The organism is Paracoccus sp. R12_2 (genome assembly GCF_017744015.1).
GTDB lineage: Bacteria > Pseudomonadota > Alphaproteobacteria > Rhodobacterales > Rhodobacteraceae > Paracoccus.
In genome coordinates, this window is sequence record NZ_JAGHRA010000001.1 from 304110 (window position 1) to 329236 (window position 25127).

The 25127-nt window shown below is 66.1% G+C and carries 26 protein-coding genes; 15 read left to right on the top strand and 11 right to left on the bottom strand.

Annotation, left to right across the window (positions count from 1 at the left end):
- The first annotated feature begins 230 nt into the window (after positions 1–230).
- Both J7359_RS01480 and J7359_RS01485 read left to right on the top strand, forming a co-directional pair.
- Positions 231–1493, top strand: coding sequence for an HlyD family type I secretion periplasmic adaptor subunit (locus J7359_RS01480; protein ID WP_209120196.1), 1263 nt, complete (start codon positions 231–233; stop codon positions 1491–1493).
- Between the two features lie 69 nt (positions 1494–1562).
- Positions 1563–2876 (top strand): short-chain fatty acid transporter, encoded by a 1314-nt coding sequence (locus J7359_RS01485; protein ID WP_209054744.1) that lies wholly within the window; start codon positions 1563–1565, stop codon positions 2874–2876.
- A gap of 106 nt (positions 2877–2982) precedes the next feature.
- Here the strand turns inward: J7359_RS01485 and J7359_RS01490 are convergent, their stop codons facing one another.
- From J7359_RS01490 to J7359_RS01505, 4 genes are read right to left on the bottom strand one after another with little or no spacing between them, the layout of a single operon-like run.
- Positions 2983–3771: a heme ABC transporter ATP-binding protein gene (locus J7359_RS01490; protein ID WP_209054745.1), complete on the bottom strand. Its 789-nt coding sequence runs from the start codon at positions 3769–3771 to the stop codon at positions 2983–2985.
- Complete coding sequence (locus J7359_RS01495) at positions 3768–4841, bottom strand: iron ABC transporter permease (RefSeq protein ID WP_209054746.1); 1074 nt, start codon at positions 4839–4841, stop codon at positions 3768–3770. The genes J7359_RS01490 and J7359_RS01495 overlap by 4 nt, the downstream gene beginning before the upstream one ends.
- On the bottom strand, positions 4841–5749 hold the full coding sequence (locus J7359_RS01500) for an ABC transporter substrate-binding protein (protein ID WP_247740101.1): 909 nt from the start codon (positions 5747–5749) through the stop codon (positions 4841–4843). The genes J7359_RS01495 and J7359_RS01500 overlap by 1 nt, the downstream gene beginning before the upstream one ends.
- Entirely contained in the window at positions 5746–6780 is a 1035-nt protein-coding gene (locus tag J7359_RS01505; RefSeq protein ID WP_209054747.1) for a ChuX/HutX family heme-like substrate-binding protein, read from the bottom strand. Before J7359_RS01505 ends, J7359_RS01500 begins: the two co-directional genes overlap by 4 nt.
- A 147-nt stretch (positions 6781–6927) precedes the next feature.
- Between J7359_RS01505 and J7359_RS01510 the strand changes: the two genes are divergently transcribed.
- The 5 genes from J7359_RS01510 to J7359_RS01530 all read left to right on the top strand — a co-directional run bounded on the left by J7359_RS01510 (position 6928) and on the right by J7359_RS01530 (position 11452).
- The gene (locus J7359_RS01510; protein ID WP_247740102.1) at positions 6928–8955 is read left to right on the top strand and encodes a TonB-dependent receptor; all 2028 of its coding nucleotides are present in this window, start codon (positions 6928–6930) and stop codon (positions 8953–8955) included.
- A gap of 111 nt (positions 8956–9066) precedes the next feature.
- A complete protein-coding gene (locus tag J7359_RS01515) occupies positions 9067–9750 on the top strand; it encodes a MotA/TolQ/ExbB proton channel family protein (RefSeq protein WP_209054748.1) in 684 nt (227 codons plus the stop codon).
- Positions 9747–10142 carry a biopolymer transporter ExbD gene (locus J7359_RS01520; RefSeq protein WP_209054749.1) on the top strand — a complete coding sequence of 132 codons (396 nt, stop codon included), beginning with the start codon at positions 9747–9749 and terminating at the stop codon, positions 10140–10142. Before J7359_RS01515 ends, J7359_RS01520 begins: the two co-directional genes overlap by 4 nt.
- A 3-nt stretch (positions 10143–10145) precedes the next feature.
- On the top strand, positions 10146–10526 hold the full coding sequence (locus J7359_RS01525; protein WP_209054750.1) for a biopolymer transporter ExbD: 381 nt from the start codon (positions 10146–10148) through the stop codon (positions 10524–10526).
- A gap of 5 nt (positions 10527–10531) precedes the next feature.
- Positions 10532–11452, top strand: coding sequence for a TonB family protein (locus J7359_RS01530; protein ID WP_209054751.1), 921 nt, complete (start codon positions 10532–10534; stop codon positions 11450–11452).
- 6 nt (positions 11453–11458) lie between these two features.
- Here the strand turns inward: J7359_RS01530 and J7359_RS01535 are convergent, their stop codons facing one another.
- From J7359_RS01535 to J7359_RS01560, 6 genes are all read right to left on the bottom strand, one after another.
- The gene (locus J7359_RS01535) at positions 11459–12457 is read right to left on the bottom strand and encodes an ATP-binding cassette domain-containing protein (protein WP_209054752.1); all 999 of its coding nucleotides are present in this window, start codon (positions 12455–12457) and stop codon (positions 11459–11461) included.
- Between the two features lie 11 nt (positions 12458–12468).
- Entirely contained in the window at positions 12469–13491 is a 1023-nt protein-coding gene (locus J7359_RS01540) for a Gfo/Idh/MocA family oxidoreductase (protein WP_209054753.1), read from the bottom strand.
- Complete coding sequence (locus tag J7359_RS01545; RefSeq protein ID WP_209054754.1) at positions 13488–14327, bottom strand: carbohydrate ABC transporter permease; 840 nt, start codon at positions 14325–14327, stop codon at positions 13488–13490. Before J7359_RS01545 ends, J7359_RS01540 begins: the two co-directional genes overlap by 4 nt.
- A 10-nt stretch (positions 14328–14337) precedes the next feature.
- Positions 14338–15255 carry a sugar ABC transporter permease gene (locus J7359_RS01550; protein ID WP_209054755.1) on the bottom strand — a complete coding sequence of 306 codons (918 nt, stop codon included), beginning with the start codon at positions 15253–15255 and terminating at the stop codon, positions 14338–14340.
- Positions 15256–15353: 98 nt separating this feature from the next.
- Positions 15354–16613 carry an ABC transporter substrate-binding protein gene (locus tag J7359_RS01555; protein WP_209054756.1) on the bottom strand — a complete coding sequence of 420 codons (1260 nt, stop codon included), beginning with the start codon at positions 16611–16613 and terminating at the stop codon, positions 15354–15356.
- Positions 16614–16669: 56 nt separating this feature from the next.
- A complete protein-coding gene (locus tag J7359_RS01560) occupies positions 16670–17551 on the bottom strand; it encodes an N-acetylmuramic acid 6-phosphate etherase (RefSeq protein ID WP_209054757.1) in 882 nt (293 codons plus the stop codon).
- A 153-nt stretch (positions 17552–17704) separates the two neighbouring features.
- Between J7359_RS01560 and J7359_RS01565 the strand changes: the two genes are divergently transcribed.
- From J7359_RS01565 to J7359_RS01600, 8 genes are all read left to right on the top strand, one after another.
- Complete coding sequence (locus J7359_RS01565; protein WP_209054758.1) at positions 17705–18544, top strand: BadF/BadG/BcrA/BcrD ATPase family protein; 840 nt, start codon at positions 17705–17707, stop codon at positions 18542–18544.
- Positions 18541–19311 carry a GntR family transcriptional regulator gene (locus J7359_RS01570; protein ID WP_209054759.1) on the top strand — a complete coding sequence of 257 codons (771 nt, stop codon included), beginning with the start codon at positions 18541–18543 and terminating at the stop codon, positions 19309–19311. Before J7359_RS01565 ends, J7359_RS01570 begins: the two co-directional genes overlap by 4 nt.
- Positions 19308–20333 carry an SIS domain-containing protein gene (locus tag J7359_RS01575; RefSeq protein ID WP_209054760.1) on the top strand — a complete coding sequence of 342 codons (1026 nt, stop codon included), beginning with the start codon at positions 19308–19310 and terminating at the stop codon, positions 20331–20333. The genes J7359_RS01570 and J7359_RS01575 overlap by 4 nt, the downstream gene beginning before the upstream one ends.
- Positions 20333–21475: an N-acetylglucosamine-6-phosphate deacetylase gene (nagA, locus tag J7359_RS01580; protein WP_209054761.1), complete on the top strand. Its 1143-nt coding sequence runs from the start codon at positions 20333–20335 to the stop codon at positions 21473–21475. Before J7359_RS01575 ends, nagA begins: the two co-directional genes overlap by 1 nt.
- 136 nt (positions 21476–21611) lie before the next feature.
- On the top strand, positions 21612–22838 hold the full coding sequence (locus tag J7359_RS01585) for a glutathionylspermidine synthase family protein (protein WP_209054762.1): 1227 nt from the start codon (positions 21612–21614) through the stop codon (positions 22836–22838).
- Between the two features lie 20 nt (positions 22839–22858).
- Positions 22859–23443: a DUF1190 domain-containing protein gene (locus J7359_RS01590; protein ID WP_209054763.1), complete on the top strand. Its 585-nt coding sequence runs from the start codon at positions 22859–22861 to the stop codon at positions 23441–23443.
- Positions 23444–23563: 120 nt separating this feature from the next.
- On the top strand, positions 23564–23905 hold the full coding sequence (locus J7359_RS01595; RefSeq protein WP_209054764.1) for a metalloregulator ArsR/SmtB family transcription factor: 342 nt from the start codon (positions 23564–23566) through the stop codon (positions 23903–23905).
- Positions 23902–24372 carry an SRPBCC family protein gene (locus tag J7359_RS01600; RefSeq protein ID WP_209054765.1) on the top strand — a complete coding sequence of 157 codons (471 nt, stop codon included), beginning with the start codon at positions 23902–23904 and terminating at the stop codon, positions 24370–24372. Before J7359_RS01595 ends, J7359_RS01600 begins: the two co-directional genes overlap by 4 nt.
- 197 nt (positions 24373–24569) lie before the next feature.
- On the opposite strand, the gene J7359_RS01605 is transcribed toward J7359_RS01600, so the two are convergent.
- Complete coding sequence (locus J7359_RS01605) at positions 24570–25112, bottom strand: invasion associated locus B family protein (protein WP_209054766.1); 543 nt, start codon at positions 25110–25112, stop codon at positions 24570–24572.
- Between the last annotated feature and the right edge of the window lie 15 nt (positions 25113–25127).

Genomic DNA, 25127 nt, shown 5'->3' on the forward strand with positions numbered 1-25127 from the left:
CGGTGGCAAGCCAGACGACGCCACCGCAGGACCCGGCCGCAGGCAGGCAACCCGGTCATGGCGCTGCCCGCGTGGCCGGACAGGCAGGCAACAGGCCCGGCCCCGGCGCACCCGCGGGTCGCGCCCCGACCCAGGCGCGATCCGGTCATGTGCCGCCGCCATCGCCCCCGCCTCCGCCCGCGCCCATCGCGCAACCCGATGCCGGACGATGGCCGGTCCGCGGCCCGCTGATGCTGGGCATCGTGGCGATCTTCGTTCTGTTCGGCGGCTTCGGGCTGTGGGCCTCGCAAAGCCGGATCGCGGGCGCGGTCGTCGCCCCCGGCCAGGTAGAGGTGGAACAGCAGCGTCAGGTGGTCCAGCACCCCGATGGGGGCGTGGTCCAGAAGATCGCCGTCACCGAAGGTCAGTCGGTGGCTGCAGGCGACCTGCTGATCAGCCTGGACGGCACGCTGCTTTCAACCGAACTTGCCATCGTCGAAGGTCAGTATTTCGAGATTCTCGCGCGCAGGGGCCGGCTTGAGGCCGAACGTGCGGACGCGACCCAGATCACCTTCCCCGAGCATCTGCTTGAGGCCGCCGAATCGAACGACGATCTGAAAAGCCTGATCGCGGGCCAGCGCAGCCTGTTCGAATCCCGGCGCGACACCCAGCGGCAATCGCTTGACCAGTTGCAGAAGCAGGCCGAACAGGTCAGCTCGCAGGTGGTCGGTATCGACGCACAGATCGACGCCCTTGGCAAGCAGCGCGAGTTCATCGGTGAAGAGCTTGAAGACCAGCAAAGCCTGCTGTCGCGCGGCCTGGCCCAGGCGTCGCGGGTTCTGGCGCTGCAACGCGAAGCGGCACGGCTGGACGGGCAACTAGGCGAATTGCAGGCCAGCCGCGCCCAGGCCGAAACCCGCCAGACCGAACTGGACATCCAGCGTCTTCGGCTGGCCGCCGAACGGCGCGAAGAGGCCGAAACCCAGCTGCGCGATCAGGGTTATCGCGAACTTGAACTGGCCGAACGCCGCCGCAGCCTGATCGAACAGCTTGACCGGCTGGACATTCGCGCCCCGGTCGCCGGGTTGATCTATGACCTGACGGTGACCACGCCGCGTTCGGTCATTCGCCCTGCGGATCCGTTGCTGTATATCATCCCGCAGGACCGGCCCCTGGTCATCGGCGCCCGACTAGCCACGATCAACGTGGATGAGGTCAGTGTCGGCCAGCCTGTGGTGCTGCGCTTTTCGTCCTTCTCCTCGCGCACCACACCCGAGATCGACGGGCGGCTGGACCGGGTGTCCGCCGATGCGCTGATGGACGAGGCCACGCGCACCCCCTATTACCGCGCCGAAGTGACGATCCCGCCCGAAGAACGCGAAAAGCTGGGCGATCTTGCCCTGATCCCCGGGATGCCGGTCGAGGTGTATATCCAGACCGGCGAGCGTAGTCCGATGGCTTATCTGCTGAAGCCGCTGGCCGACTATTTCAACCGGGCGTTCCGCGAGAACTGAACCCGCACACGGGCTTGTCTTTTGTAACGCCCTGCCACAGCCTGCCTACAGATAGCGGAGGAAAATCACATGCTCAGAGTGCTTTCGCGTCCCGCGACGCGACTGATGGAGAACTGGCTGCCGGACGCCTTCATCTTCGTCATCATCCTGACGCTGGTCGCCGCGTTGGCGGCGATGGTGACGCAGGATGTCACCCCGGTCGCGCTGATCGGGATCTGGGGCAACGGGTTCTGGTCGCTGCTGCAGTTTGCGATGCAGATGCTGCTGGTGCTGGTCACCGGCTTCATCCTGGCCAGTTCGCCGCCGGTCAGACGGATCCTGCAATGGGTGGCTGGTCTTGCCACGTCGCGCGGGTCGGCGATCATTCTGGTCAGCGTGGTTTCACTGGCGGCCAGCTGGATCAACTGGGGGTTCGGCCTTGTTGTGGGCGCGATCTTCGCCAAGGAACTGGCGCGGCAGATCCGGGTGGACTATCGCCTTCTGGTGGCGGCCGCCTATTCCGGTTTCGTGATCTGGCATGGCGGCCTTTCGGGCTCGATCCCGCTGACCATCGCGACCGAGGGGCATTTCACCCAGGATCGGATCGGCGTGATTCCGACCGCGCAGACAATCTTCTCGCCCTGGAACCTGGTCATCGTCATCGCCGTGCTGATCGTGGTGCCGCTGGTCAACCGGCTGATGCTGCCGCTGGAATCGGAACAGGTGCTGGTCGATCCGGCCAAGCTGGCGGATGACACCAGACGGTCGGCACTGCCCCCGCACGCCACCCCGGCCGAGCGGCTGGAAAACAGTCCCGTGCTGATGTGGCTGATCGGCGTGCCGGGCCTGATCTGGCTGGCCACCTATTTCGCCGGTGGCGGCGGCATCAACCTGAACGTCGTCAACTTCCTGTTCCTGTTCCTTGGGATCCTGTGTCACGGCACGCCGCGCAGCCTGCTGGCCGCGCTGGATGACGGCGTGCGTGGTGGCGCGGGCATCGTGATCCAGTTCCCGTTCTATGCCGGCATCATGGCGATCATGACCGATACCGGGCTGGCGGCCAGCCTGTCTGAATGGTTCGTTTCGATCTCGACCGCCGACAGCCTGCCGTTCTGGAGCTTCATCAGCGCGGGCATCGTCAATATCTTCGTGCCGTCGGGCGGCGGGCAATGGGCCGTGCAGGCACCGGTGATGCTGCCCGCGGCCGAGGCGCTGGGGGCAGATGTCGCACATGTCGCGATGGGCGTTGCCTGGGGCGATGCCTGGACCAACCTGTTGCAACCCTTCTGGGCACTGCCGATGCTGGGCATTGCCGGGCTGAAACCCCGAGACATCATGGGGTTCTGCGTCGTGCAGTTGCTGATTGTCGGCATCGTCGTCGGCGGGCTTCTGTATCTGCTGTGACGATGTGAACATCGGCGACCAGTGCGGATACCAAGACCGGGGCGGCATTGCCGCCCCGTTTTTCGTCGGGATCACCGATACGCGCTCAAGGCCGCAAAAAATCCGGTCACGCGACGGCCCCATGGGGCAGCAACCAGACGCCATCCTCGGGCGCGTGGCGAACCCGCAGGGCGCAGCCATAGGCGCGCGACAGCAAATCGTCGGTGATGACATCGGCGGGCCGCCCCTCGGCCAAGGCACGACCGTCCTGCATCAGCAGAACATGATCCGCGAACATCGCCGTCAGGTTCAGGTCGTGCATGACCGCGATCACGCCGCCACCGCGCCTTGCATAGTCGCGCGCCAGCCGCATCACCGTCAGTTGTTGCGCGATGTCGAGGCTGCTGACGGGTTCGTCCAGCAGCAGCCAGCGCGGCCCGTCGGATCCGACCGGATGCCAGACCTGCACCAGCGCGCGGGCCAGTTGCACGCGCTGTTGTTCCCCTCCGGACAGCTCCTGCCACAGCCGCCCCGCATGTCCCGGCAGTCCCACAAGGCCAAGGGCGGCGCGGATCAGGCGGGCGCGCTCGGCCTTAGTCCCGACATGTGTGGCAAGGCCGATGCTGACGATCTCGGCCAAGTTGAAGGAAAACCCCAGCGCGCTGTGCTGCGGCAGCACCGCGCGTCTGCGCGCAAGGGTTTCGGGGGCAAGCCGGTCGATCGGCTGACCGTTCAGGGTGATCGCGCCGCCCTGCGGTGTGATCTCGCCCGTCAGGGCGCGCAGCAGCGTGGTCTTGCCGGATCCGTTCGGTCCGATGATCGCGCTGAACTGGCCCGGTCGCGCAGTCAGGTCGATGCCGTTCAGAACCTGCCGACCGCCAAGTGACAGGCGCAGGGACCGGGCGTGCAGGCTCATGCGTCCAGCACCCGACGATTGCTGAGCAGCACCCACATGAAAAATGGACCGCCGATCATCGCGGTCACGATCCCGATGGGCAGTTCGGCGGGGGCCACGACACTGCGGCTGATCATGTCGGCGGCGATCAGCACGGGCGCACCCAGAAGTCCGGAATTGATCAGCAACCAGCGGTGATCCGGCCCGGTGATCAGCCGCAGCAGATGCGGCACGACGATGCCGACAAAGCCGATCCCGCCAGATATCGCGACCGATGCGCCGGTCGCCGCGGCTGCCGACAGGATGCAGGCGGCCTTGATCCGCTGAACCCTCAGACCGACATGGGCGGCTGCCGCCTCGCCCAGGGCCAACCCGTTCAGGCCGCGCGCCAGAAACGGCGCGCCGACCACTGCCACGATGATGACCGGCCCGGCGGCGGACAGCTTGGTCCAGCTTGCCCCGGCCAGCGAGCCCAGCCCCCAGAAGGTCAGATCACGCAGCTGATCGTCGTCGGCACGATAGATGATCAACCCCGATACCGCCGCGATCATCGCCGCCAGCGCGATCCCGGCCAGCAGCATGGTGGCGACCGAGGTGCGGCCCTGCCGCGTCGCAACGGCATACAGCGTGACCATCGCAAGCCAGCTTCCAGCGAACGCGGCCAGCGGCACCAGATGCCAACCGGCGAAAGCAGCGAACGCCGGCGGCAGCAGCCCGCCCAGCACGATCGCCGCAATCGCCCCCAGCGAGGCACCCGCGCTGACCCCAAGCAATCCGGGATCGGCCAGCGGGTTGCGAAACAGCCCCTGCATCACCGCGCCGGACACGGCCAGCGCCGCCCCGACCAGCACGGCGGTCAGCAGTCGCGGCAGGCGGATGTCGAACAGAACCACCCGGTCGGTCGCAGCCAGGTCGCGCCCTGCAAGCCAGTCGCCCATCACCGCGGGGGCCGACACGCCCGATGCGCCGTGGCCAAGCGACAGCAGCGACACCGCGATCAGCAGCAGACCCAGCCAGATGGCCAGGGCGCGGCCCAGATGGCGGCGGTCGCCCGCCTGCCTGCAAACCTGCGGCGGCGCCAGCGCGACCATCAGCCTTGTCCGTAGATGGCGTCGTGCAGATCCCGTGCGGCGCGTCCGGTGCGCGGCCCGAACCCCAGCAGATAAAGCCCGTCCATGCGGATCACCGTGCCGGTCCTGGCCGCCGGGGTCGTGGACAAGGCGGGCATCGACAGTAACTCTGCATCGGGGGTATCGTGGCTGGCGGTCGCCTCGCCACGCTGCATCATCAGGATCACATCAGGGGCGGCAGCGGTGATCGCCTCATCCGTGATCGGCTTGTAGCCCTGAAATCCCTGAACCGAGTTTTCGGCCCCGCCAAGCTGGATGATCGCCTCGGCCTCGGTCCCGTGGCCCGACGCCATGATCCGGCCGCCCTGGGCCGACAGGATGAACATGACCCGCCGTTTCTGCGGCTTGGCGGCGACATCGGCCAGTGCGTCAAGATCGGCGCGCAGCGCGGCGATCACATCCGTGGCGTTGTCTGGAACACCCAACGCCTCGGCAACCGCGCGGATCTTCGTGGCCAGCCCTTCGGCATCGGTGCCCGAGGGAATCGTTTCGAACGGAATTCCCGCCTCTTGCAGCACGGCGATAGTTTCGGGCGGTCCGGCCCCATCCTCGGCCAGGATCAGATCGGGTTCGACCGACAGCACACCCTCGGGCGACAGCGCGCGCATATATCCCACATCCGGCAGTGCCTCGGCCTCGGGCGGATAGCTGGAGGTCGTGTCGCGCGCCACCAGACGCTCCTGCTGCCCCAGCGCATAGACGATCTCGGTGACCGAGCCGCCGATCGACAGGACACGCCGGGCATCGGGATGCGGGTCTGCGAAGGCCGCCTGTGCCAGAAGGACCGCTGAGGCGGCCAGCGGCAGCATCGCGCAGATCAGGCGGCGAAATTGCGGGATAGCGACACGGGCGGCGGCGATCAGGTTCATGCGTCCTCCTGCGCGGGCAACCCTGCCACCAGCCTGGCCCAGCCTTCGGCGTCGCCGCCCTTCTCGGGGCGCATCCCGAAACACTGGAACACCAGTTCCCCGTCCCCGTCGAACGCCTCGACCGAGATGGCTGGACCGCGCTTGGTAGGCTTGTCGACAAGCCAGACCTCGGTGATGTGGTCTGCGCGAAGATGTAGGTTGAAACGGTCGTCCAGCACATTCAGCCACGGACCCATGGGCTGAATGTTGCGGATCGGACCGGAATGGATCTGGATGCAGCCCAGATTTCCGACGAACAGCATCACCTGCTGAGCCTGATCGCGGACAGCGTCGAACAGTGCGGGCACCGCGCCGGTCGCCAAGGGTCGTGCATGCGGGGCACCGACCGTGCGATAGGCCCCAAGACGGTTCATCTTCAGCCGCGCCACCAGTGCATTGAACTGATGCGTGTCGGTCATCTTCACCCACTCGGCGCGCAGCGTGTCAGTGCGGCCTTCGGCGATCTTCGCCCCCATCGGGGCCGCGCGCTGGCCGAATTCGGACAATGTCTGCTGGTCATCCAGGGCCAGGTCGCGGCGCATTGCCTGCCATGCGCCCAGATCGGACCCGGCGCGCAGATGCACCTTGTGAACGGCATCCCCGGCCCTGTTGAACACCTGGACCGATCGGCGCGGACCATCCTTGCCTTCGGTTTCCACCGCATAGGCATGCACCCAGCGCGACGGGAACATCCGCAGGTCTATTTCGGGATCAAGCGTCATCGCCGCATGATCGCCGTCGTGGAAATCGTTGTAGGTGCCGATCTTCTCGATCACGCAGGATTTGTTGCGGGTCAGCGCCATCACCTCGCCCAGCGCACCGATGGCCGGGATCAGCCGGGCCAGCGCAGGGTCAAGGCGGGTGGCGCCCTGCCCAAGATCGGCCTCGACCAGCGCGGCTTCGGGCAGACCCAGCTGTTCGGCCAGATCGAAAGGCCGGATCGTGGCCTCGCGTTTCAGTTCGCGCAGGCGCGCCGGGGTCAGATCGTTCATCAACTGCCTCTGCATCATGCAAGTCCGCGAGCATCCGGCAGCAGAGCCGGTTGCCATTCTTGACATCTTTAGTAAGAATAATTAGCCGACGCAAGACGCCAGCATCCGCAAGCGAGTTCACGACAACGCTTTGCGAGGGAATGGCGGATGAACATGACGAAAAAGGCGATCGCCTTGCTGCTTGGAACGACATATCTGGCCGCACCGGCCCACGCACAGCAGGAAGGGAACAGCATTCCGCTGGACCCCATCGTGCTGCGCGCCGGCACCCAGAAGGTTGCGTCCTCGGTCCCGCAATCGGTCAGCGTGGTCGATGATCAGGATCTGGACGACCTTCAGCCGGGCAATATCGGCGACGTGCTGGCAACAGTGCCCGGTGTCGCCGGCGTCGGTTCCGCAAGCTTTTTCGGACAGGGCTTCAACATCCGCGGCTTTGGCTCGTCCGGCACGGCGGCATCCGAAGCCGGGATCGTCCAGCTGATCGACGGCGAAAAGAAATACTATGAATCCTATCGCCAGGGTTCGTTGTTCGTGGAACCGGATTTCCTGAAACGGGTCGAGGTTCTGCGCGGTCCCGGTGCCTCGACATTGTACGGGTCGGGCGCGCTGGGGGGCGTGATCGCGATGGAGACGATCGATGCAGCGGACCTGATCCCCGAGGGCCGGACCCGCGGCGGCCGGGTCAAGCTGGGCTATGCCTCGAACCCGGACACGGCGTTCGGCAGCATCGCATGGGGCTGGCGGCCGACCGAAGGCTTCGAGGCGCTGGCCGCCTTCGTATGGCGCAAGCTGGGCGAGACGGAGACGCCCGATGGCGATACGCTGGTTCGGGCCAATTCCGACAGTCCGAACCTGCTGCTGAAGGCGCGCAAGACATTCGGCGATCACTATCTAGAGGCATCGTATCAGCATCTTGAAGCCAGGGGCGATGATCAGGATTTCAACCAGTTGGAAGGCGCCCAGCCCGGCCTGTTTCCGGGCTTTACCGGCTGGGGCGTCGGCGACATCCTGACCCGCGATCAGGTGGCGCGGCTGGAATGGGGCTGGAACCCCGCCGACAACCGCTACATCGACACAAAGGTCACGCTGTCCTACACCAACACGATCAAGGACGTGCAGCAGGGCGACGACCCGTCCGAGCCGATCATGGACAGTCTTCTGGGGCGGCGTGACTATGCGCTGTGGCGGCTGAAGGCGCAGAACACGGCGGACCTGTCCACAGCCAGCCATGACCATTTCCTGACCGTCGGCGCCGAAACATTCCGCCAGGACCGGGCCAGCACCACCCTTTCGGCCTCGCATCCCGAAGGATACACGCGCGCCGAGGCCGTCTTTGCGTGGTCAGAAATGGATTGGGGCCGATTCACGATGAATTCCGGCCTGCGATACGAACGCCAGCGGACCGAGCCCAAGGACAGCGTCACGGTGTCTTCGGACCGTGTCGATTCGGAATCGATCGAGCCGCAGGTGGCGCTGATGTATCGGCTGAACGAAGACTGGTCGGTATTCGGATCGGTCGCGTTCGTGAACAGGTTGCCCACCGTGGACGAGCTTTATGACGGATTCTCCGGCGGTGCGGCCTCGCCCGGCCTGAAGGACGAGAAGGGCAAGAACATCGAGATCGGCGTCAGCTATCGCGCCGCCGACCTGCTGCGCGCGGGCGACGAGGCCGCGATGAAGCTGACCCTGTTCCGCAACCATATCGACGACATGATCATGCGCACCAACATGCCCGCGCCGGTCCCCGCCTACATCAATATCGACCGGGCCTATCTGCGCGGCGGCGAGTTGGAGGCCAGCTATCGCAGTGGCGGCTGGCAGCTTGGCGCGGCGGTGTCTGTCGTGGACGGCAAGGATCAGGACGGCGAGGTGCTGGACACGCTGCCCAACGACCGGGTGGTGCTGTCGGCGGCATGGCAGGCCAGCCCGGCCTGGCGACTTGGCGCGCGCAGCACGCTGGCCGATGGCCGCGACAAACCCGGCGGCGCGCATCGGTCGGGTTACGGGGTCCATGACATCTTTGCCACCTGGACGCCCCGGACCGGTCCCGCCCAGGGGATCGAGGTCAATCTGGGCATCGACAACGTGACCGACCGCGACTACGTCCCTGCGACATGGCTGACCGGCCCCGCCCCGGGTCGCAATTTCAAGATTTCCCTGTCGCGCAGCTTCTGAGGGCGTCATGAATTTCACCATATCGCATCAAGGTCGCCCCCTTGCCGCCGCACCCGCCGGGTCGGCGGCGGCAGCCCCAGCAACCGGACCCATTTCCCGACGGAGACCCAGATGAACGACATCGCCCCCACCCTTGCCAGCCTGCCGCTGATCGCGATGATCCGCGACGGCGGCTGGACCATGTGGCTGATCGCCGCGCTGTCGGTCGTGACGCTGGCCGTCGTGTTGTGGAAATTGTGGTCGCTGTGGCGGCTGGGGATGTGGGGCGGCAGCCATTCGCGCCGCGCCCTGGAATTGTGGGCCGAGGGCCGCAGGCACGATGCCTTGGCCGAGGTGCGGGGCCGCCCCTCGGCGCGCGCGCGTGTCGCGCAGGCCGCCATCGGCACCTCGCTGGATCCGGCCATCGACGACAAGACGGCGCGCGAGGAAACTGGCCGGGTCGCCCGCCAGACCCTGTATCGCGCCCGCGAAGGGTTGCGGGCGCTGGAACTGATCTCGACGATCGCGCCGCTTCTGGGGCTGCTGGGAACCGTGCTTGGGATGATCGCGGCGTTTCAGGTCCTGCAGGAATCCGGAAACCGGGCCGATCCCTCGGCACTTGCCGGCGGCATCTGGGAGGCGCTGCTGACCACCGCCGCGGGCATGTCGGTGGCGATCCCGGCGGGCATCGCGCTGAGCTGGTTTGAATCGCTGGCCGACCGGTTGCAGGCCGACCTTGAGGATCTTGCGACCCGCATCTTCGTCAAGGCGCCCGACGCCCCACGCAAGCCGCGCCTGTTCGAGGCCGCGGAATGAGCACAGGCGGCTTCGATTTCGGCCCGCGCCCGCATCCGCGCCGCATGTCGCTGACGCCGATGATCGACGTCGTGTTCCTGCTGCTGATCTTCTTCATGCTGTCGTCGCGCTTCGGGATGGACGCGGTTCTGCCGATCGCGGGCGGCGCCGAAGGCGCGGGCAGCAAATGGCAGGGTGCGCCCCGGCTGATCGACATCGCCCCCGACACGGTCAGCCTGAACGGCGTGGCAACCGATATCGACGCGATTGCCGTCGAATTGTCGCCGCTGATGCCGTCGGCGGATGCGGCGGTGATCCTGCGGGCCCGCGACGGCGCCGACCTGCAACGACTGGTGGATGTCATGGACCAGCTGCGCAGGGACGGTCTTCAGAACATGATCCTGGTCGAGTAGCCCATGCAGATCGACATGCCCAAACGGCGCCCGCGCGGCGAATCGATCATCCCGATGATCAACGTGGTCTTCCTGTTGCTGGTGTTCTTCCTGCTGACCGCGCAGCTCAGCCCGCCCGAACCGTTCGACCTGACGCCGCCGGACAGCGCCTCGGATCTTCCGTCGCAGGATCGCGGCGTGCTGTATGTCTCTGCCGAAGGGGAACTGGCCTATGACGAGGCGCGCGGCGACGCCGTCTGGCCGCTGATCGTGGCCCGCGACAGCGACGAGCCGCTGGAAATCCGTGCCGATGGGACCACCGAGGCCAGCCGCATCGCCGCGCTGCTGAAGCGTCTTCGCGGCATCAGCCAGTCCGGCGCGCAGCTGGTCGTGAACGGAGATTGAACCGAATGCGCCGCAGTTGGGAAATCGCCGGGTTCGTGACCATCGCCGCCGCGCTGCATGTGTCGGCGGCGGCCGTGATCCTGACCGATCCGCCCGCCGCAGGTGTTCCGCTGAACAGCGCCCCGGCGCCGATCTCGGCGGGGTCGGGCGACATCGCGGATCTGGTCAACGAATGGGAACGACCGCCCGAGGCGGAGACCGCGACCGAAATGCAGCAGCCCGAAGACATCGCCGAACCCGACATCGAACCGCCCGTCCCTGAGGAGCCACCGGTGACGGCGGCCATGCAACCCCCGCAGCCGATCGCGCCCCAGGCCAGCCCGGCACAACCCAACCTGCCCGAGCCGCCGGAACCGCAGCCCGCGCCTGTCGAACCCGAACTGCCCGAGCTGCAAAGCTTCGAGCCGCCGCAGATCGACGTCGAGCCGACCCTGACCCTGCGGGCCTCCGACCGCCCGCAGCGGCGACCGCAGCGCCCCGACCCCGAACCCCGTCGCGAGGTTCAGCGCGAACAACCGCAACGCCAGCAGCAGCCCGCCCGTCAGGCGACCGAACCACGACAGGCCGCGCAGGGCGGCGGCGCGGGCGGAACCGCGACGCAACGATCATCGGGCGGCGGCGGAGGCGGCAGCGGCCTGACCGCCGGCCAGCGCGCCAGCCTGATGGCCCGCTGGCAGGGGCAGTTGTCGTCCTGCCTGCTGCGCAGCATCGCCCGCACCTCGGGCGCGCCCGGCACTCGCGGCGTGATCACCCTCACCATCGGTCGCAACGGACGTGTTCAGGGCGCGCGCGTCACCGGATCGACCGGCAATGCCCGCATCGACCGCGAGATCGCGCGTCGGGCGCAGCGGGCGCGCTGCCCGGCGGCCCCTGCCGGACTGACAGAGTCCAGCTATTCATTCACTCTGCCCTTCAACTCGCGCTGATCCGGTCTAGCGCAGCCGTTGACCATCGGCGTCGAAATGAAAGGCGCGCGACTGGTCGGGCGTCAGCCTGACCGTGCTGTCCACCGGGTGATCATGTTCGCCGAACTGGCGCACCGTCAGCAATCCGTGATCGGGCGTGCGGACATAGGTCAGCGTCTCGCCGCCCAGCTTCTCTAGATGACTGACGCTGCCTTCGATCGGGCCTTCGGTCGCCGAGATCGCGAGATGTTCGGGCCTGATGCCCACCGTGTCGGATGACAGGCCCAGCAACCCGGCCTTGAGGAAGTTCATCTGCGGGCTGCCGATGAACCCGGCCACGAAGGTGTTGTCGGGATCGTTGTACAGGTCCATCGGCCGGCCCACCTGTTCCACCCGGCCCGCGCGCAGCACCACGATCTTGTCGGCCAGCGTCATCGCCTCGACCTGATCATGGGTGACATAAATCATCGTCGCACCCAGATCGCGGTGCAGCCGCGCGATCTCGATCCGCGTGGCGACGCGCAGCGCGGCATCCAGGTTGGACAGCGGCTCGTCGAACAGGAACAGCTTGGGCGTGCGAACGATGGCGCGGCCGATGGCGACGCGCTGCCGCTGGCCGCCCGACAGTTCCGAGGGCCTGCGTTCCATCAGCGGGCCCAGATCCAGCATCGCGGCAGCCTTGTCGGCAGCCTCGACGATCTGCGCCTTGGGCGTGCCCAACTGCTTCAGGGCCAGCCCCATGTTGTCGCGCACCGTCAGATGCGGATAAAGCGCATAGGACTGGAACACCATCGCGATCTCTCGGCGGGCCGGGGCCAGATCGTTGATCCGCTCTCCGTCGATCTCGACATCGCCCGAGGTCACGTCCTCCAGCCCCGCGATCATCCGCAGCAGGGTGGATTTGCCGCAGCCCGAAGGCCCGACAAACACGCAGAATTCGCCGTCTTGCACGTCCAGATCGACACCCTTGATGACTTCGGTCCTGCCGAAGGCCTTGGTGACGTTTTTCAGGGTCAGGGCTCCCATCGGGGTCTCCTTCACAATTTCACGGGGGCGCCGGTCCGCACGCTTTCATCTGCGGCAAGGCAGACGGCCAGCGAACGGACGGCGTCGGTCATATGGCGGGACAGGTCGATGTCGTCGGCGATGGCGCGGGCGACGAAAGCCTGTTCGGCGTCGCACAGATCCTGATGGCCGGGTTCATCCTGCATGTTCAGGTCTTCGTCACCTTGCCCGACGCGATGGACGCGCAGGGTCGAGGTTCTGGTATGGGTGTCGATATCGTCCGAACGCGCGTCATGCGGCATCCGGATCGAGACCGCACCTTGGGGCGAGACGACATCCTTCACGAAGAAGGCCGTATCCGACATCATCGGCCCCCAGCCGGCCTCGTACCAACCGCAGGACCCGTCCGCGAAGATCACCTGGAAATGGCCGTAATTATACATCTCGGGGGCGATCTCGTCGGACAGGCGCAACCCCATGCCGCGCACCTCGACGGGTGCCGCATCGGTGATCTGGCACATCACGTCGACATAGTGCACGCCGCAATCGACGATCGGCGATGTGGTCTGCATCAGCGCCTTGTGGACCGCCCAGGTCGGCCCGCTGGACTGCTGGTTCAGGTTCAGCCGGAACACATAGGGTCCGCCCAGATCGCGCGCCTCGGCAATCAGCCGCTGCCAGCTTGGATGGTGGCGCAGGATATAGCCGACCACCAGCTTGCGCCCGGTTTCGACCGCGCAATCCACCACACGCTGCGCATCCGCGACGGTCGTGGCCAGCGGCTTTTCCACGAAGACATGCGCGCCCGCCCGCATCGCCGCCATCGCATAGTCGGCATGGCTGTCCGAATAGGTCGCGACGCAGACCAGATCGGGCTTCAACCGGTCCAGCGCCTCGGCATAGTCATGGCTCAGCGGATAGTCCCGCAGCGCATCGGGCAGGTCGGGCAGGCTGCGATTGACCAGCCCGACGATCTGGAAATCCGGGTTCTGGTGATAGGCCAGCGCATGGCTGACGCCCATGTTTCCCAGACCGGCGACAAGGACACGGATCATTTCACGGCTCCTGCGGTGATGCCACGGATCAGTTGGCGCGAGAAGATCAGGTACAGGACCAGCACCGGCACGATGGCCAGCCCCAGCGCCGCCAGCACGGCGTTCCAGTTGGTGACGAACTGCCCGATGAACACCTGGCTGCCCAACGTGATGGTCTTCGTCTCTTCGGACGGCGCAAGGATCAGCGGGAACCACAGATCGTTCCAGATGGGGATCATCGTGAACACCGCGACCGTCGCCATGGCGGGCCGCACCAGCGGCAGGACCAGACGGAAGAAGATCGTGTATTCGGAAAGCCCGTCGATGCGACCGGCGTTCTTCAGATCGTCCGACACGGACCGCATGAACTCGGACAGGATGAAGACGGCCAGCGGCAGCCCCTGCGCGGTATAGACCAGGATCAGCGCCGTCAGCGTGTTGACCAGCCCCGAGGCGACCATCATCTGCAGGATCGCCACCGTCCCCAGCCGGATCGGGATCATGATCCCCAGCGCCAGATACAGCCCCATCAGCGAATTTCCACGGAACCGGTATTCGGACAGCGCAAAGGCGGCCATCGCGCCAAACAGCAGCACGAAGAACAGGCTGCCGACCGTCACCATCATCGAGTTCTGGAAATACAGCAGGAAGTCGCCCTGCTGCAGGACCGTACGATAACCGATCAGGTCGAAGGTCTCGGCTGTCGGCAGCGCCAGCGGATCGGCGAAGATGGCGCGACGCGACTTGAAGCTGTTGACGACGATCACGAAGACCGGGAACAGCGCGATCAGCGTGTACAGGATCAGGACGCCGTGGGCCGCGATCGTGCGGGTGGTGGATTGACGTGCGGTGCTCATGTCTCCGCCCTCAGAACTGATAGCGGCGCAGCCGCGTCTGGATGGTGAAAAGATACAGGCAGACCCCGACCAGGATGATCCCGAACATCGCGGTCGCGATCGTCGCCCCCATATGCGGATCGCCCAGTTGCAGCTGGAACCCGAAGAAGGTGCGATACAGGAACGTGCCGAGGATATCGGTCGAGAAGTTCGGCCCCGCCAGCGCGCCCTGGCTGACATAGATCAGGTCGAAGGCGTTGAAGTTGCCCACGAAGGTCAGGATCGAGATGATCCCGATCGAGGGCAGGATCAGCGGCAGCTTGATCTTCCAGAACTGCGACCAGCCGGTGACGCCATCCATCTCGGCGGCCTCGATCACCTCGTCCGGGATCGACAGCAGCGCCGCATAGATCAGCATCATGGGAATCCCGACGAACTGCCAGACCGAGATCAGTGCCAGTGTCGTCAGCGCGGTGCCCTCCCGGCCCAGCCACGGCGCGAACAGCGATTTCAGCCCGACGGCGTCCAGCATGCCCGGCGCGATCCCCCAGATCGGCGACAGGATCAGCTTCCAGACGAAGCCGACGATCACGAAGGACAGGATCGTGGGAATGAAGATCGCCGTGCGATAGAACGCGGCCATCCGCAGCCGGGGTGATGACAGCAGCGCCGCCAGCATCACGCCGACCGGGTTCTGCACCAGCATGTGGATCAGGAAGAACCAGGCGTTGTTGGCCAGCGCGTTCCAGAACGCCCCCGACCAGCGCGGATCACCAAACAGCGTGGCGAAGTTCCGCAGGCCGACAAAGATGCGGTTGCCCTCGTCCAGATTGAACAGCGACAGGTTCAGCGTGCCGATCAGCGGCACGATCATGATCGCCGTGTAAACCAGCACAGCGGGCGCAAGAAACACCGCGATATGCCAGCGAAACGATTTCCGCTGCGCCATGACGCATCCCTTCTTCTTTGTGAAAATACCCTCAGGGGGGGCCGGGGGGCGGAACGCCCCCCCCCGGCGGCCGCCGGGCCGTCAGGCCCGGCTGCTGATCACTGCTGCTGCGGCTCGTACCACGACGCCAGGCCTTCCTGCAGGCGCGCCGCCGCATCCTCGGGCGTTTCGACGCCGTTTATGACGTTCGCGCTGGCGTTCCATGTCTCGTTTTCCAGGTTCGGGGTGCCGCGCGACAGGATCTGGTAGGTGGACCGGATCGTCGGTTCGCAGCTTTCGCGCCAGCTGACGAATTCCTGCGCCAGCGGATCCTGCATCTCGACCGGTGTGGAATTCAGCGAGAAGAATCCCGGCAGCGAATTGGCGTAAAGCGTCGCGAATTCGGGCGAGCCGACCCAGTCCAGGAACGTCCTGGCCGCTTCGGGATGCTCGGTCGCTGCGTTCATCCCCATGGCGATGTCCGTATGGTCGCTGATATAGCAGGTGTCGCCCGCGGCGGGGACGGGGGGCGGGAACGCCCCCATCTCGAACGCGCCGTCGATCTGCGGGGTAAAGACGCCGATCTCCCACGAACCGGCGGGATAGATCGCCGCACGCCCCAGCGTGAACAGGTTCTGGCTGTCGGGATAGGTCTGCGCTTCGAACCCGTCGCCCAGATAATCCTTCCACCGGACCAACTGCCGGAAGGGTTCAACCCAGCCCTCGTCCGTCAGCTTCTGGCTGCCATCGATCAGCGCCTGACGGCCCTGTTCGCCCTTCCAGTAGGTCGGGCCGATGTTCTGATAGCCCATGGTCGCGGCTTCCCACTGATCGGCGGTGCCCATCGCCATCGGGATATAGCTGCCGTCTTCCTTGATCTTGTCCAGAACCGCATAGAATTCGTCCACGGTCTTTGGCGGCTGGATGCCAAGCTCTTCGAAGGCCTGCTTGTTGTACATGAAGCCATGGATGACGGAAGCCATGGGCACGCAGAAGGTCGAGGCGCCGTCATCCGTCTGCCAGGCCGACTTTGCCACGTTCGAGAAGTTCGACATCGATTCCAGATCGGTCAGATCGGACAGCTTGCCGTTCTTGAACAGATCCAGCGAGGCATCGAAAGGTCGGCAGGTGATCAGGTCGCCCGCCGAGCCGGCATCCAGCTTGGAATTCAGCACGGCATTGTATTCCGCCGGAGCGGTCGGCGCGAAATCGATCTTGATGCCGGGATTGGCCTCCTCGAAGGCAGGAATGATCGTGTCCTGCCAGATCTGCAGGTCATCGTTGCGCCAGCTTTCGATGGTCAGCGTCACATCCTGGGCCGATGCCGCGCCGGCAAGCACCGTGCTGGCCAGCAATGCAAGGCGAAGTGTTCCTGTCATGGTCGTCTCCCTGAGTTCGGGCCTTGTCCCGGCCCGTGGTTGAAATCCGAAAATCGTCATTCCATCAGCGGGCCAAGATGCCCGCCTGTCTCCTCCAGCGCGGCGCGCGCCCTGTCCGGGTCCATCCCCCGCGCCACCAGAATTGCAGGCTTCACCGCGCCGCCGGTCGCGGTCAATGCCGCCTCGGCCCGTGCGGACGGAACCCCGGCCACATCGGCGACGATGCGGGCCGCACGGGCGACAAGCTTGGCGTTGTCGGCCACGACATTGACCATGTGACCGTCGTGAACATGGCCCAGCCGGATCGCGACCAGGACAGACAGCAGGTTCAACGCCACCTTCTGCGCGCTTGCAGCGCCCATCCGGGTCGAGCCTGCGATGATTTCGGCCCCGGTTTCGATCAGAACCGCGATATCGGCGACCTGCAGCAGGTCCGATCCGGGGACATTGGCGAAGCCCGCCACGGTCACGCCGCGTGCCTGTGCCGCGTGGGCGGCAGCCAGCGCATAAGGGGTCGTTCCCGACGCGGACAAAACCAGCAAAAGATCGCCCGCCACCAGCCCTGCGCGTTCGACATCCACCCGCGCAAGGTCCGGGTCATCCTCGACACTGCCCTTCATGTGCAGCAGTGCGTCCGTCCCGCCCGCGAACAGCATCGGCGTCCGGTCCGGCGGCAAACCGAACGTGCCCGAAAGCTCCAGACAATCGGCCATCGCCATCAGCCCCGAACTGCCGGCCCCGGCATAGCCCATCCGGCCGCCGGCCCCCAATGCCCGCGCGCCGGCCTCTGCCGCGCGCTCGATCGCCGGCAAGGCCGGGCACAAGGCATTCAAGGCGTCGATCTGACCCTGCAGCAGCAGCGACAGCACGCGCCCCGCCGGCTGCAGATGCAGGCGGTCGGATTCGGGGTGCCTCGCTTCGGTGCTGGGGTCGGCCATGTGATTCCTCCTGTTTCGCTAGATAATGCCAAAACAATACCAATTGTAAACCCCCTTCTTGAAATCCGCTAAAATATGGAGTTTAAGGCCCTATCGAACTTTCCTCTTTTCATTTGGTATTGCTTTGGTATCTTATGCCTCAAGGAGGCCCGAATGGCATTGTTTCTGGGAATCGACGGTGGCGGCACTGGATGCCGCGCGGCGCTGGCCGATGCGCAGGGGCGTATTCTGGGCCGCGGCGCGGGTGGGCCCGCCAATATCAACACCAGTGTCGAACGCGCCGCCGCCAGCATCATGGATGCGACGAATCAGGCCCTGGGAAACACCGGCATCGATCCGCGCGACCTGATCGCGACGCTGGGGCTGGCGGGCGGCACGATGCGGCAGGCGACGCAGCGCCTGACCGCGTTGCTGCCGTTCGCACGTATCCAGATCGTCAATGACGGGATCACCACGGCGCGTGGCGCGCTTGGGCCCGGCGACGGCATCCTGGCCGCGATCGGCACCGGATCGGTCTTCGCCGTCCAGCGCGCCGACCAGATCCGACAGGTCGGCGGGCGCGGCTTTCTTCTGGGGGATGAAGGCAGCGGCGCCGTTCTGGGCCGCTGCCTGATGGCGCTGGCGATCAGGGCCCAGGACGGGTTCGCACCGATGACCCCGCTTCTGCAGGCGATCCTTGATGAACATGGCGGCATCGAGGGCATCATCGAATTCGGCAATCAGGCCAGCCCCGGCGATTTCGGCGCGCTTGCCCCGCGCATCGCGGGCAGCGACGATCCGGCCGCACGCAGCATCTTCGACGACGCGGTTGGCCAGATACGCCACATCCTGACCACGCTTCAGGCGGGCGACAGCCTGCCGGTGGTCTTTGTCGGCGGGCTGGGCACGGCTTATGCCGCGCATCTGAACGGCCCCTGGCCGGTCCATCCCGCCCTTGGCAGCAGCGTCGACGGCGCCCTGGCGATGGCCCGGCAGATGGAGGATCGGGCATGAGCGACCTGTTCTCGCCCGATGCGTTCAGCGACAGCGGCGGCGGGCCGCTTTATGTGCAGCTGCACCGACGGATCGCCGACGCCATCGCCTCGGGCCGCCTCAAACCCGGCGACAACCTGCCGCCCGAGCGTGAGATGGCGGCGATGACCGGCCTGTCCCGCGTCACCGTGCGCAAGGGTGTCGAGGCGCTGGTCGGATCCGGGCAACTGATCCAGAAGCGCGGCTCGGGCACCTTCGTCGCGCCCAGGGTCGAACGGCTGGAACAGGCGTTGTCGCTGCTGACCTCGTTCACCGAAGACATGGCAAGGCGCGGACGTCAGGTCGAAAGCCGCTGGATCGCGCGCGGCCTGCATGCCCCTGCCCCCGAAGAGGTGATGGCACTAGGGCTTGGCGCGAACGACCGGGTCGCCCGGCTGGAACGGGTGCGCAGTTCGGACGGCGTTCCCCTGGCCATCGAACGCGCCTCGTTGCCCGCCTCGATCCTGCCCGACCCCGAGGGCGTGGACCGCAGCCTTTACGCCGTGCTGGAAGGTCGCAACCTGCGCCCGGTGCGCGCAGTGCAGCGCATCTCGGCCGCCAATCTTGCGGTCAAGGACGCCGATCTTCTGGGCGTGCCGCCCGGCGTGGCGGGCCTGCGGATCGAACGCGTTTCCTATCTGCCTTCCGGGCAGGTGGTCGAATTCACCCGATCCCTCTATCGCGGCGATGCCTATGATTTCGCCGTCGAGCTGAAACTGGCCCCCGAGGCCGAAAGGACACCGACATGACCCAAAGCCACATGGCCCGCGAAGTGGCCGAGATCCCCGAGGCCGCCGCCCGTTTCCTTGATGCGTCCCGCGACGCCGTGATCGCCGCAGGCCAATCGCTGCGCGAGCGCGATCCGACGGTGATCGCGACCGTCGCGCGCGGATCGTCAGACCACGCCGCAACCTATCTGAAATACGCCATCGAACTGCAGGCGGGGATTCCCGTCGCGTCGGTCGGCCCATCGGTCGCCTCGATCTACAAGCGGCCCCTGCGACTGGGCGGCGCGGCCTGTGTCGGCATCTCGCAATCCGGGCGCAGCCCTGACATCGTGGACCTGATGCGTGCGGCGGGTCAGGGCGGGGCGCTGGGGATCGCGATCACCAACCATGCGGACAGCCCGATGGCCGACGCCTCGGCCCACTGTCTGGCCTTGCAGGCGGGCGAGGAAAAAAGCGTCGCCGCCACCAAGACCTTCGTCAACTCGGTCCTGGCAGGGCTGGCGCTGGTGGCCGAGTGGCGAAAGGACGACGACCTGCGGGCCGCCGTGGCGGGCCTGCCCGACGCCTTGGTGCAGGCCGTTTCGATGGACTGGTCGCCGCTGTCGTCGCGTCTTGCGCGCGCATCGTCGGCCTTCGTGCTTGGACGCGGCCCCGGCTATGCCATCGCCTGCGAATCGGCCCTGAAGATGAAGGAAACCTCGGGCATCCACGCCGAAGCCTATAGTTCGGCCGAGGTGTTGCATGGCCCCGCCGCCATCGTGCAGGCGAATTTCCCGGTCCTCGCGCTTGGGGTCGAGGATGCCGCCCTGCCCCATGTGGTCAGCACGGCAGAACGGCTGGCCGCGCAGGGCGCCGATGTCTTTGTCACCGGCGCGGACGCTGCCGGGACCACGCGCCTGCCATCGGTTCCCGGACTGCACCCGATTGTCGCGCCACTTGTCGCGATCGCCAGTTTCTATGCCTGTGTCGAGGGGCTGGCGCGGCGGCGCGGCTTTGATCCCGACACGCCGCCGCATCTGCGCAAGGTGACGGAGACGGTCTGATGCGACATGTCATTGCGGGCGCACGAATTTTCGACGGCATCCGCTTCTGGGAGGATCACGCCCTGGTCCTGGATGACGGCCGGATCACCGCGATCCTTCCGGCGGGCGAGGCCGGCACGCCGACCGAGAAGGTGCAGGGAATCATCGCGCCCGGTTTTCTGGACCTGCAGGTGAATGGCGGCGGCGGGCTGATGGTGGATGGCACGACGGATCCCGACGCGCTGCGGACGATCTGCGACACACACCGTCAGCTTGGCTGCGCGGGCGTCCTGCCCACCCTGATCACCGACACGCCACAGGCGACGGCACGCGTGATCGACGCAGGCGTTCGGGCCGCGCGGATGAATATGCCCGGCTTTCTTGGCCTGCATCTGGAAGGTCCGCATCTGGATCCGCGCCGAAAGGGCGCCCATGATCCGGCGCTGGTGCGGCCCATGGAAGACGCCGACCTCGCGATTCTGTGCGACGCGGCGCGCGCCCTGCCCGCGCTGATGGTGACGCTGGCCCCCGAGGCCGCGACGCCCCGGCAGATCAGGGCGCTGGCGGGGGCCGGCGCGATCATCAGCCTTGGCCACAGTGATTGCGACCATGAAACCGCGTGCCGCGCCTATGATGCTGGCGCAAGCTGTGCGACGCATCTGTTCAACGCGATGAGCCAGATGGGCCATCGCAGCCCCGGCATGGTCGGCGCGGTGCTGGCGGGCGAGGGGTTCGCAGGGCTGATCGCCGACGGGATCCATGTGCATCCGGCCGCGATGCGGGCGGCGCTGCGCGCACGCCCCGACGGCATTTTCCTGGTGTCCGACTGCATGGCCTTCGCGGGCACCGATATGACCCGGATGGCCCTGAACGGTCGGCCTGTGCTGCGCGGGGACGGTCGCCTGACGCTGGCCGACGGCACCTTGGCGGGTGCGGATCTGCGGATGGATCGCGCCATCGCGACCCTGGTCGGTCAGGTCGGCATCACCCCTGAAAGGGCACTGGCGATGGCGGCATTGGAACCGGCGCGGGCCATCGGACTGTCCGACAGATTCGGCATGATCGCCGCCGGGCGCCACGCGGACCTGGTTCTGCTTGGCAGCGATCTGTCCCTGACCGGCATCTGGCAGGAAGATGGCTGGCGGGAACCGCTGGCCGCCTGACAACGACCCCGGCGGCACGATGCGCAGACCGCGCGGGCGGGGGGTCCGGGGGGCGGCCAGCCCCCCGGCCATCGCGGGACGCAACCCGCTTCGCTTGGATCTGGCGCAACGCCCGCCCACAGGCTAGGGAAGACACATGGAAAAGATCACCCTGCCCGAGCGCCCCGACTGGCGCGACACCGCCAGCGAGGTCGGCTTCAACTTCGCCGACATGCATGGTGAACCCTACTGGGACGAAAGCTCGGCCTATCGTTTCTCGCTGCGCGAGATCGAAGACGACATCGAAGACCCCTCGACCCAGCTTCACCAGATGTGTCGCGAGGCCGTGTCGCGCATCGTCACCAGCGAGGAACTGATGTCGCGGCTGGGGATTCCCGACCCACATCGCGATCTGGTCGCGGATAGCTGGCGCAGGAACGAGCCCGAGATCTATGGTCGTTTCGACCTGGCCTATGACGGGCAGGGTCCGGCGAAGCTGCTGGAATACAATGCCGACACGCCGACCTCGCTGTATGAAAGCGCGGCGTTTCAGTGGCAGTGGCTGGAAGATCAGCTTGCAGCAGGTGTGCTGCCCGAAGGGGCCGATCAGTTCAACGGCATCCACGAGGCGCTGGTCGAACGGTTCCGGGCCCTGTTCGCCCCGGATACCGACCTGCATTTCACGGCCGTTGCCGGCAATCCCGAAGATTACGCCACGGTCGAGGCGTTGGGCTGGGCCGCGCGCGAGGCCGGGCTGGGCGCGCATTACAGCGATCTGGACAAGATCGGCGTCAGCCCTGACGGTCAGTTCGTGGATGCCGAAGACCGGGTGATCGGCACGTTGTTCAAGCTGTATCCGTGGGAGGATCTGCTGTCGGACGATTATGCCGCGCGGATCGCCGGATCGGGCTGCATGTTCCTTGAACCTGCATGGAAGGCGCTGTTGTCGAACAAGGGCCTCCTGCCCGTGCTGTGGCAGATGTTCGAGGGCCATCCCAACCTGCTGCCCGCCTTCTTCGCCGATGACGTCGCAGGGGCGCTGGTCGAGGGCGGGCGCCCCGTCGCGGATGTCGCCGACAGCTTTGGTCGCGCGCATGATGCCCTTCGTGCCGGGCATGTCGTCAAGCCGATCTTCTCGCGCGAAGGGGCCTCGGTGTCGATCGTCGAGGGGGGCGAGGTCACGGAAGCCTCGCCCGCCAGCGATTACGACCGCCACCCGCGGATCGTGCAGGCCTATCATCCCTTGCCGGTGATGGACGGGTTCCGACCCGTCATCGGCGCCTGGATCGTCGGCGACACCTGCGTGGGGATGGGAATGCGCGAGGACCGCGACCGCATCACCCGCGACCTGTCCCGTTTCAAGCCGCATTTCATTTCCGACTGATCCACGCTAGGAATATCAGCATGAGAAAACGTTCCAGCACCGTTGCCCTGACCATTCTCGGCGCCGCATCGTTCGCGCTGGCGGGCTGCAAGGAAGAACAGGTGGACGCGCAGGCGTTTCCGGACCTTGCCAGCTGCCAGGCGGCGGCGACCGATGGCGGCCTGTTCACCGCCGATCAATGCCAGCAGGCCTTCGCCGATGCCGAGACGCTGCATGTCGAGGCCGCGCCCCGGTATGAAAGCCTTGCCGTGTGCGAGGAACAGCATGGCGAAGGAAACTGCGGCTCCGAGGCCGAACAGGTACAGAACGGCGGATCGGGCAGCATCTTCATGCCGCTGCTGGCCGGATACCTGATCGGCAGCATGCTGGGCCGCGCTGGCGGCGGCATGGCCGCATCGCAGCCGATGTATCGCAACGCCTCGGGCGGGTTCACCAACGCGGCCCGGACCAGCAGCTTTTCGGCCAATCAGGGTCGCGCGACAATGGGCGCACAGCAGTTCACCCGCCCCGCAGCCACCGCGGGCAAGGCGCCGATGACACGCGCCACGGCCGCCTCGCGCGGCGGCTTCGGCGGCACCGGCGGATCGCGCGGCTTCGGCGGCTGACAGCCGGCACATCGCGGCGTTCCGGTTGCAGGGCTGTGACGCTTTTTCGTGCCTGCATCTTCAGTAAGGCGAACGGCTAACATTTCTTGACGGCCGGAGCGCGACCTGATACTTAGGCATATGGCTAAGTCAGACCCGAATCTCGACCTGTGCTTTTCCGCGCTGGGTGATCCGACACGTCGCATGATCCTGCAACGCCTTGCACGGGGCGATGCCAGCGTCAGCGAATTGGCCGCGCCCCATGACATGGCGCTGCCATCCTTCATGGGCCACCTGCGGAAGCTGGAAGAGGCCGGACTGGTCATCTCCACCAAGCAGGGCAGAACCCGCACCTGCCGGCTGGCCCCCGATGCCTTCACACCCGCAAGGGACTGGCTGACGGAACAGCGCGACGTCTGGGAGGGCCGTCTTGACCGATTTGATGATTACGTCACCGACCTGATGAAGGAACGCAGCAAATGAACCTGGACCCTGAACGCGACCTCAGCTTCACGCGCACACTGAATGCACCCCGTTCGGTGCTGTGGGAGTGCTGGACCACGCCAAAGCACCTGATGAACTTCTTCATGCCAAGGCCCCACAGCCTTGCCGCCTGCGATATCGATCTGCGGGTCGGCGGCAGGTTCAACACGACCATGAATGTCGATGGCACCCATATCGACAACACCGGGGTCTTCCTCGAGATCATCGACGGCAAGCGCCTTGTGTTCACCGACGGCTACAGCGAGGGCTGGGTGCCCGCCGCCGATCCGTTCATGACCGCCATCATCGAATTCGAGGACGACGAGAATGGCGGCACGACCTATACGGCCATCGCCCGGCATCGGTCTGCGCAGGCACGACAGACGCACGAGGACATGGGCTTCTTCGATGGCTGGGGCACGGTTGTCACCCAGCTTGAGGAATACGCGCAGTCACTGGGCCGATAACGCGCGGCCCCGCAAGAACGGCAAGGGCCGACCGGAAAACCGCCACGATTCGTACGCCAGCGGCGGGGCGGATCATTCCCAGATCTTGGTGCGGAACTTCGCTGCTCATGCTGCCATTCTTGAAGACAACTGACGATGCAGCGGACAATGGCAGGCTTGGGGCCGGAAAATGATCCGGCCCCGCCAATCGCCGTCGCTCAGGGCAGCATGTCGTCGGCCTTGCTGAAGCCCCTCAACTGGAAACTCAGCGCGATATCGCGACCGTCGCGGCCCCTGACCGACGCGGTCAGCTGGTCCCCTGCACGCATCGTCTGCAACCACGCATCATCGACCGGGCCACTGGCATAGCAGCCCTGCCCGTCGCAGCTGTCATATTGCAGGGTTCCCACGTCATTGTCGTCCACCGACACCGATACGCCTTCCGACAGGGACACCCCGAACGGTACCGTCAGCACGGCTTCTGTCGCATCCTGTCCGGCCACGCGCGTGAAAGATGCCGTCGCCAGTCGCTGGTTCCCCTCCGAGACGATCAGGCTTTGCGAGAATTCGCACAGCAACTGGTCCGGGTTTGCCTGGTTCGAACAGGAAATCAGCCAGAGGGGCGCGTCGGGCGGGGTTTCCGCCGCCGGTGCCTGCTGCTCGGCGGGTTGCGCCTGGGGCGCTTCGCCCTGCGCGGTCGCGTCGGTCCCGGTCAGCAATGTCAGCGCCACGGCCAGCGTCGTCGCGGTATTCCAGATCATGTCGTCCTTTCCATA

Bases quoted from the DNA above. Each gene is read 5' to 3' on its own strand.
- J7359_RS01480 (WP_209120196.1), top strand. From the start codon at position 231: ATGCTGGGCATCGTGGCGATCTTCGTTCTGTTCGGCGGCTTCGGGCTG.
- J7359_RS01485 (WP_209054744.1), top strand. From the start codon at position 1,563: ATGCTCAGAGTGCTTTCGCGTCCCGCGACGCGACTGATGGAGAACTGG.
- J7359_RS01490 (WP_209054745.1), bottom strand. From the start codon at position 3,771: ATGAGCCTGCACGCCCGGTCCCTGCGCCTGTCACTTGGCGGTCGGCAG.
- J7359_RS01495 (WP_209054746.1), bottom strand. From the start codon at position 4,841: ATGGTCGCGCTGGCGCCGCCGCAGGTTTGCAGGCAGGCGGGCGACCGC.
- J7359_RS01500 (WP_247740101.1), bottom strand. From the start codon at position 5,749: ATGAACCTGATCGCCGCCGCCCGTGTCGCTATCCCGCAATTTCGCCGC.
- J7359_RS01505 (WP_209054747.1), bottom strand. From the start codon at position 6,780: ATGAACGATCTGACCCCGGCGCGCCTGCGCGAACTGAAACGCGAGGCC.
- J7359_RS01510 (WP_247740102.1), top strand. From the start codon at position 6,928: ATGAACATGACGAAAAAGGCGATCGCCTTGCTGCTTGGAACGACATAT.
- J7359_RS01515 (WP_209054748.1), top strand. From the start codon at position 9,067: ATGAACGACATCGCCCCCACCCTTGCCAGCCTGCCGCTGATCGCGATG.
- J7359_RS01520 (WP_209054749.1), top strand. From the start codon at position 9,747: ATGAGCACAGGCGGCTTCGATTTCGGCCCGCGCCCGCATCCGCGCCGC.
- J7359_RS01525 (WP_209054750.1), top strand. From the start codon at position 10,146: ATGCAGATCGACATGCCCAAACGGCGCCCGCGCGGCGAATCGATCATC.
- J7359_RS01530 (WP_209054751.1), top strand. From the start codon at position 10,532: ATGCGCCGCAGTTGGGAAATCGCCGGGTTCGTGACCATCGCCGCCGCG.
- J7359_RS01535 (WP_209054752.1), bottom strand. From the start codon at position 12,457: ATGGGAGCCCTGACCCTGAAAAACGTCACCAAGGCCTTCGGCAGGACC.
- J7359_RS01540 (WP_209054753.1), bottom strand. From the start codon at position 13,491: ATGATCCGTGTCCTTGTCGCCGGTCTGGGAAACATGGGCGTCAGCCAT.
- J7359_RS01545 (WP_209054754.1), bottom strand. From the start codon at position 14,327: ATGAGCACCGCACGTCAATCCACCACCCGCACGATCGCGGCCCACGGC.
- J7359_RS01550 (WP_209054755.1), bottom strand. From the start codon at position 15,255: ATGGCGCAGCGGAAATCGTTTCGCTGGCATATCGCGGTGTTTCTTGCG.
- J7359_RS01555 (WP_209054756.1), bottom strand. From the start codon at position 16,613: ATGACAGGAACACTTCGCCTTGCATTGCTGGCCAGCACGGTGCTTGCC.
- J7359_RS01560 (WP_209054757.1), bottom strand. From the start codon at position 17,551: ATGGCCGACCCCAGCACCGAAGCGAGGCACCCCGAATCCGACCGCCTG.
- J7359_RS01565 (WP_209054758.1), top strand. From the start codon at position 17,705: ATGGCATTGTTTCTGGGAATCGACGGTGGCGGCACTGGATGCCGCGCG.
- J7359_RS01570 (WP_209054759.1), top strand. From the start codon at position 18,541: ATGAGCGACCTGTTCTCGCCCGATGCGTTCAGCGACAGCGGCGGCGGG.
- J7359_RS01575 (WP_209054760.1), top strand. From the start codon at position 19,308: ATGACCCAAAGCCACATGGCCCGCGAAGTGGCCGAGATCCCCGAGGCC.
- nagA (WP_209054761.1), top strand. From the start codon at position 20,333: ATGCGACATGTCATTGCGGGCGCACGAATTTTCGACGGCATCCGCTTC.
- J7359_RS01585 (WP_209054762.1), top strand. From the start codon at position 21,612: ATGGAAAAGATCACCCTGCCCGAGCGCCCCGACTGGCGCGACACCGCC.
- J7359_RS01590 (WP_209054763.1), top strand. From the start codon at position 22,859: ATGAGAAAACGTTCCAGCACCGTTGCCCTGACCATTCTCGGCGCCGCA.
- J7359_RS01595 (WP_209054764.1), top strand. From the start codon at position 23,564: ATGGCTAAGTCAGACCCGAATCTCGACCTGTGCTTTTCCGCGCTGGGT.
- J7359_RS01600 (WP_209054765.1), top strand. From the start codon at position 23,902: ATGAACCTGGACCCTGAACGCGACCTCAGCTTCACGCGCACACTGAAT.
- J7359_RS01605 (WP_209054766.1), bottom strand. From the start codon at position 25,112: ATGATCTGGAATACCGCGACGACGCTGGCCGTGGCGCTGACATTGCTG.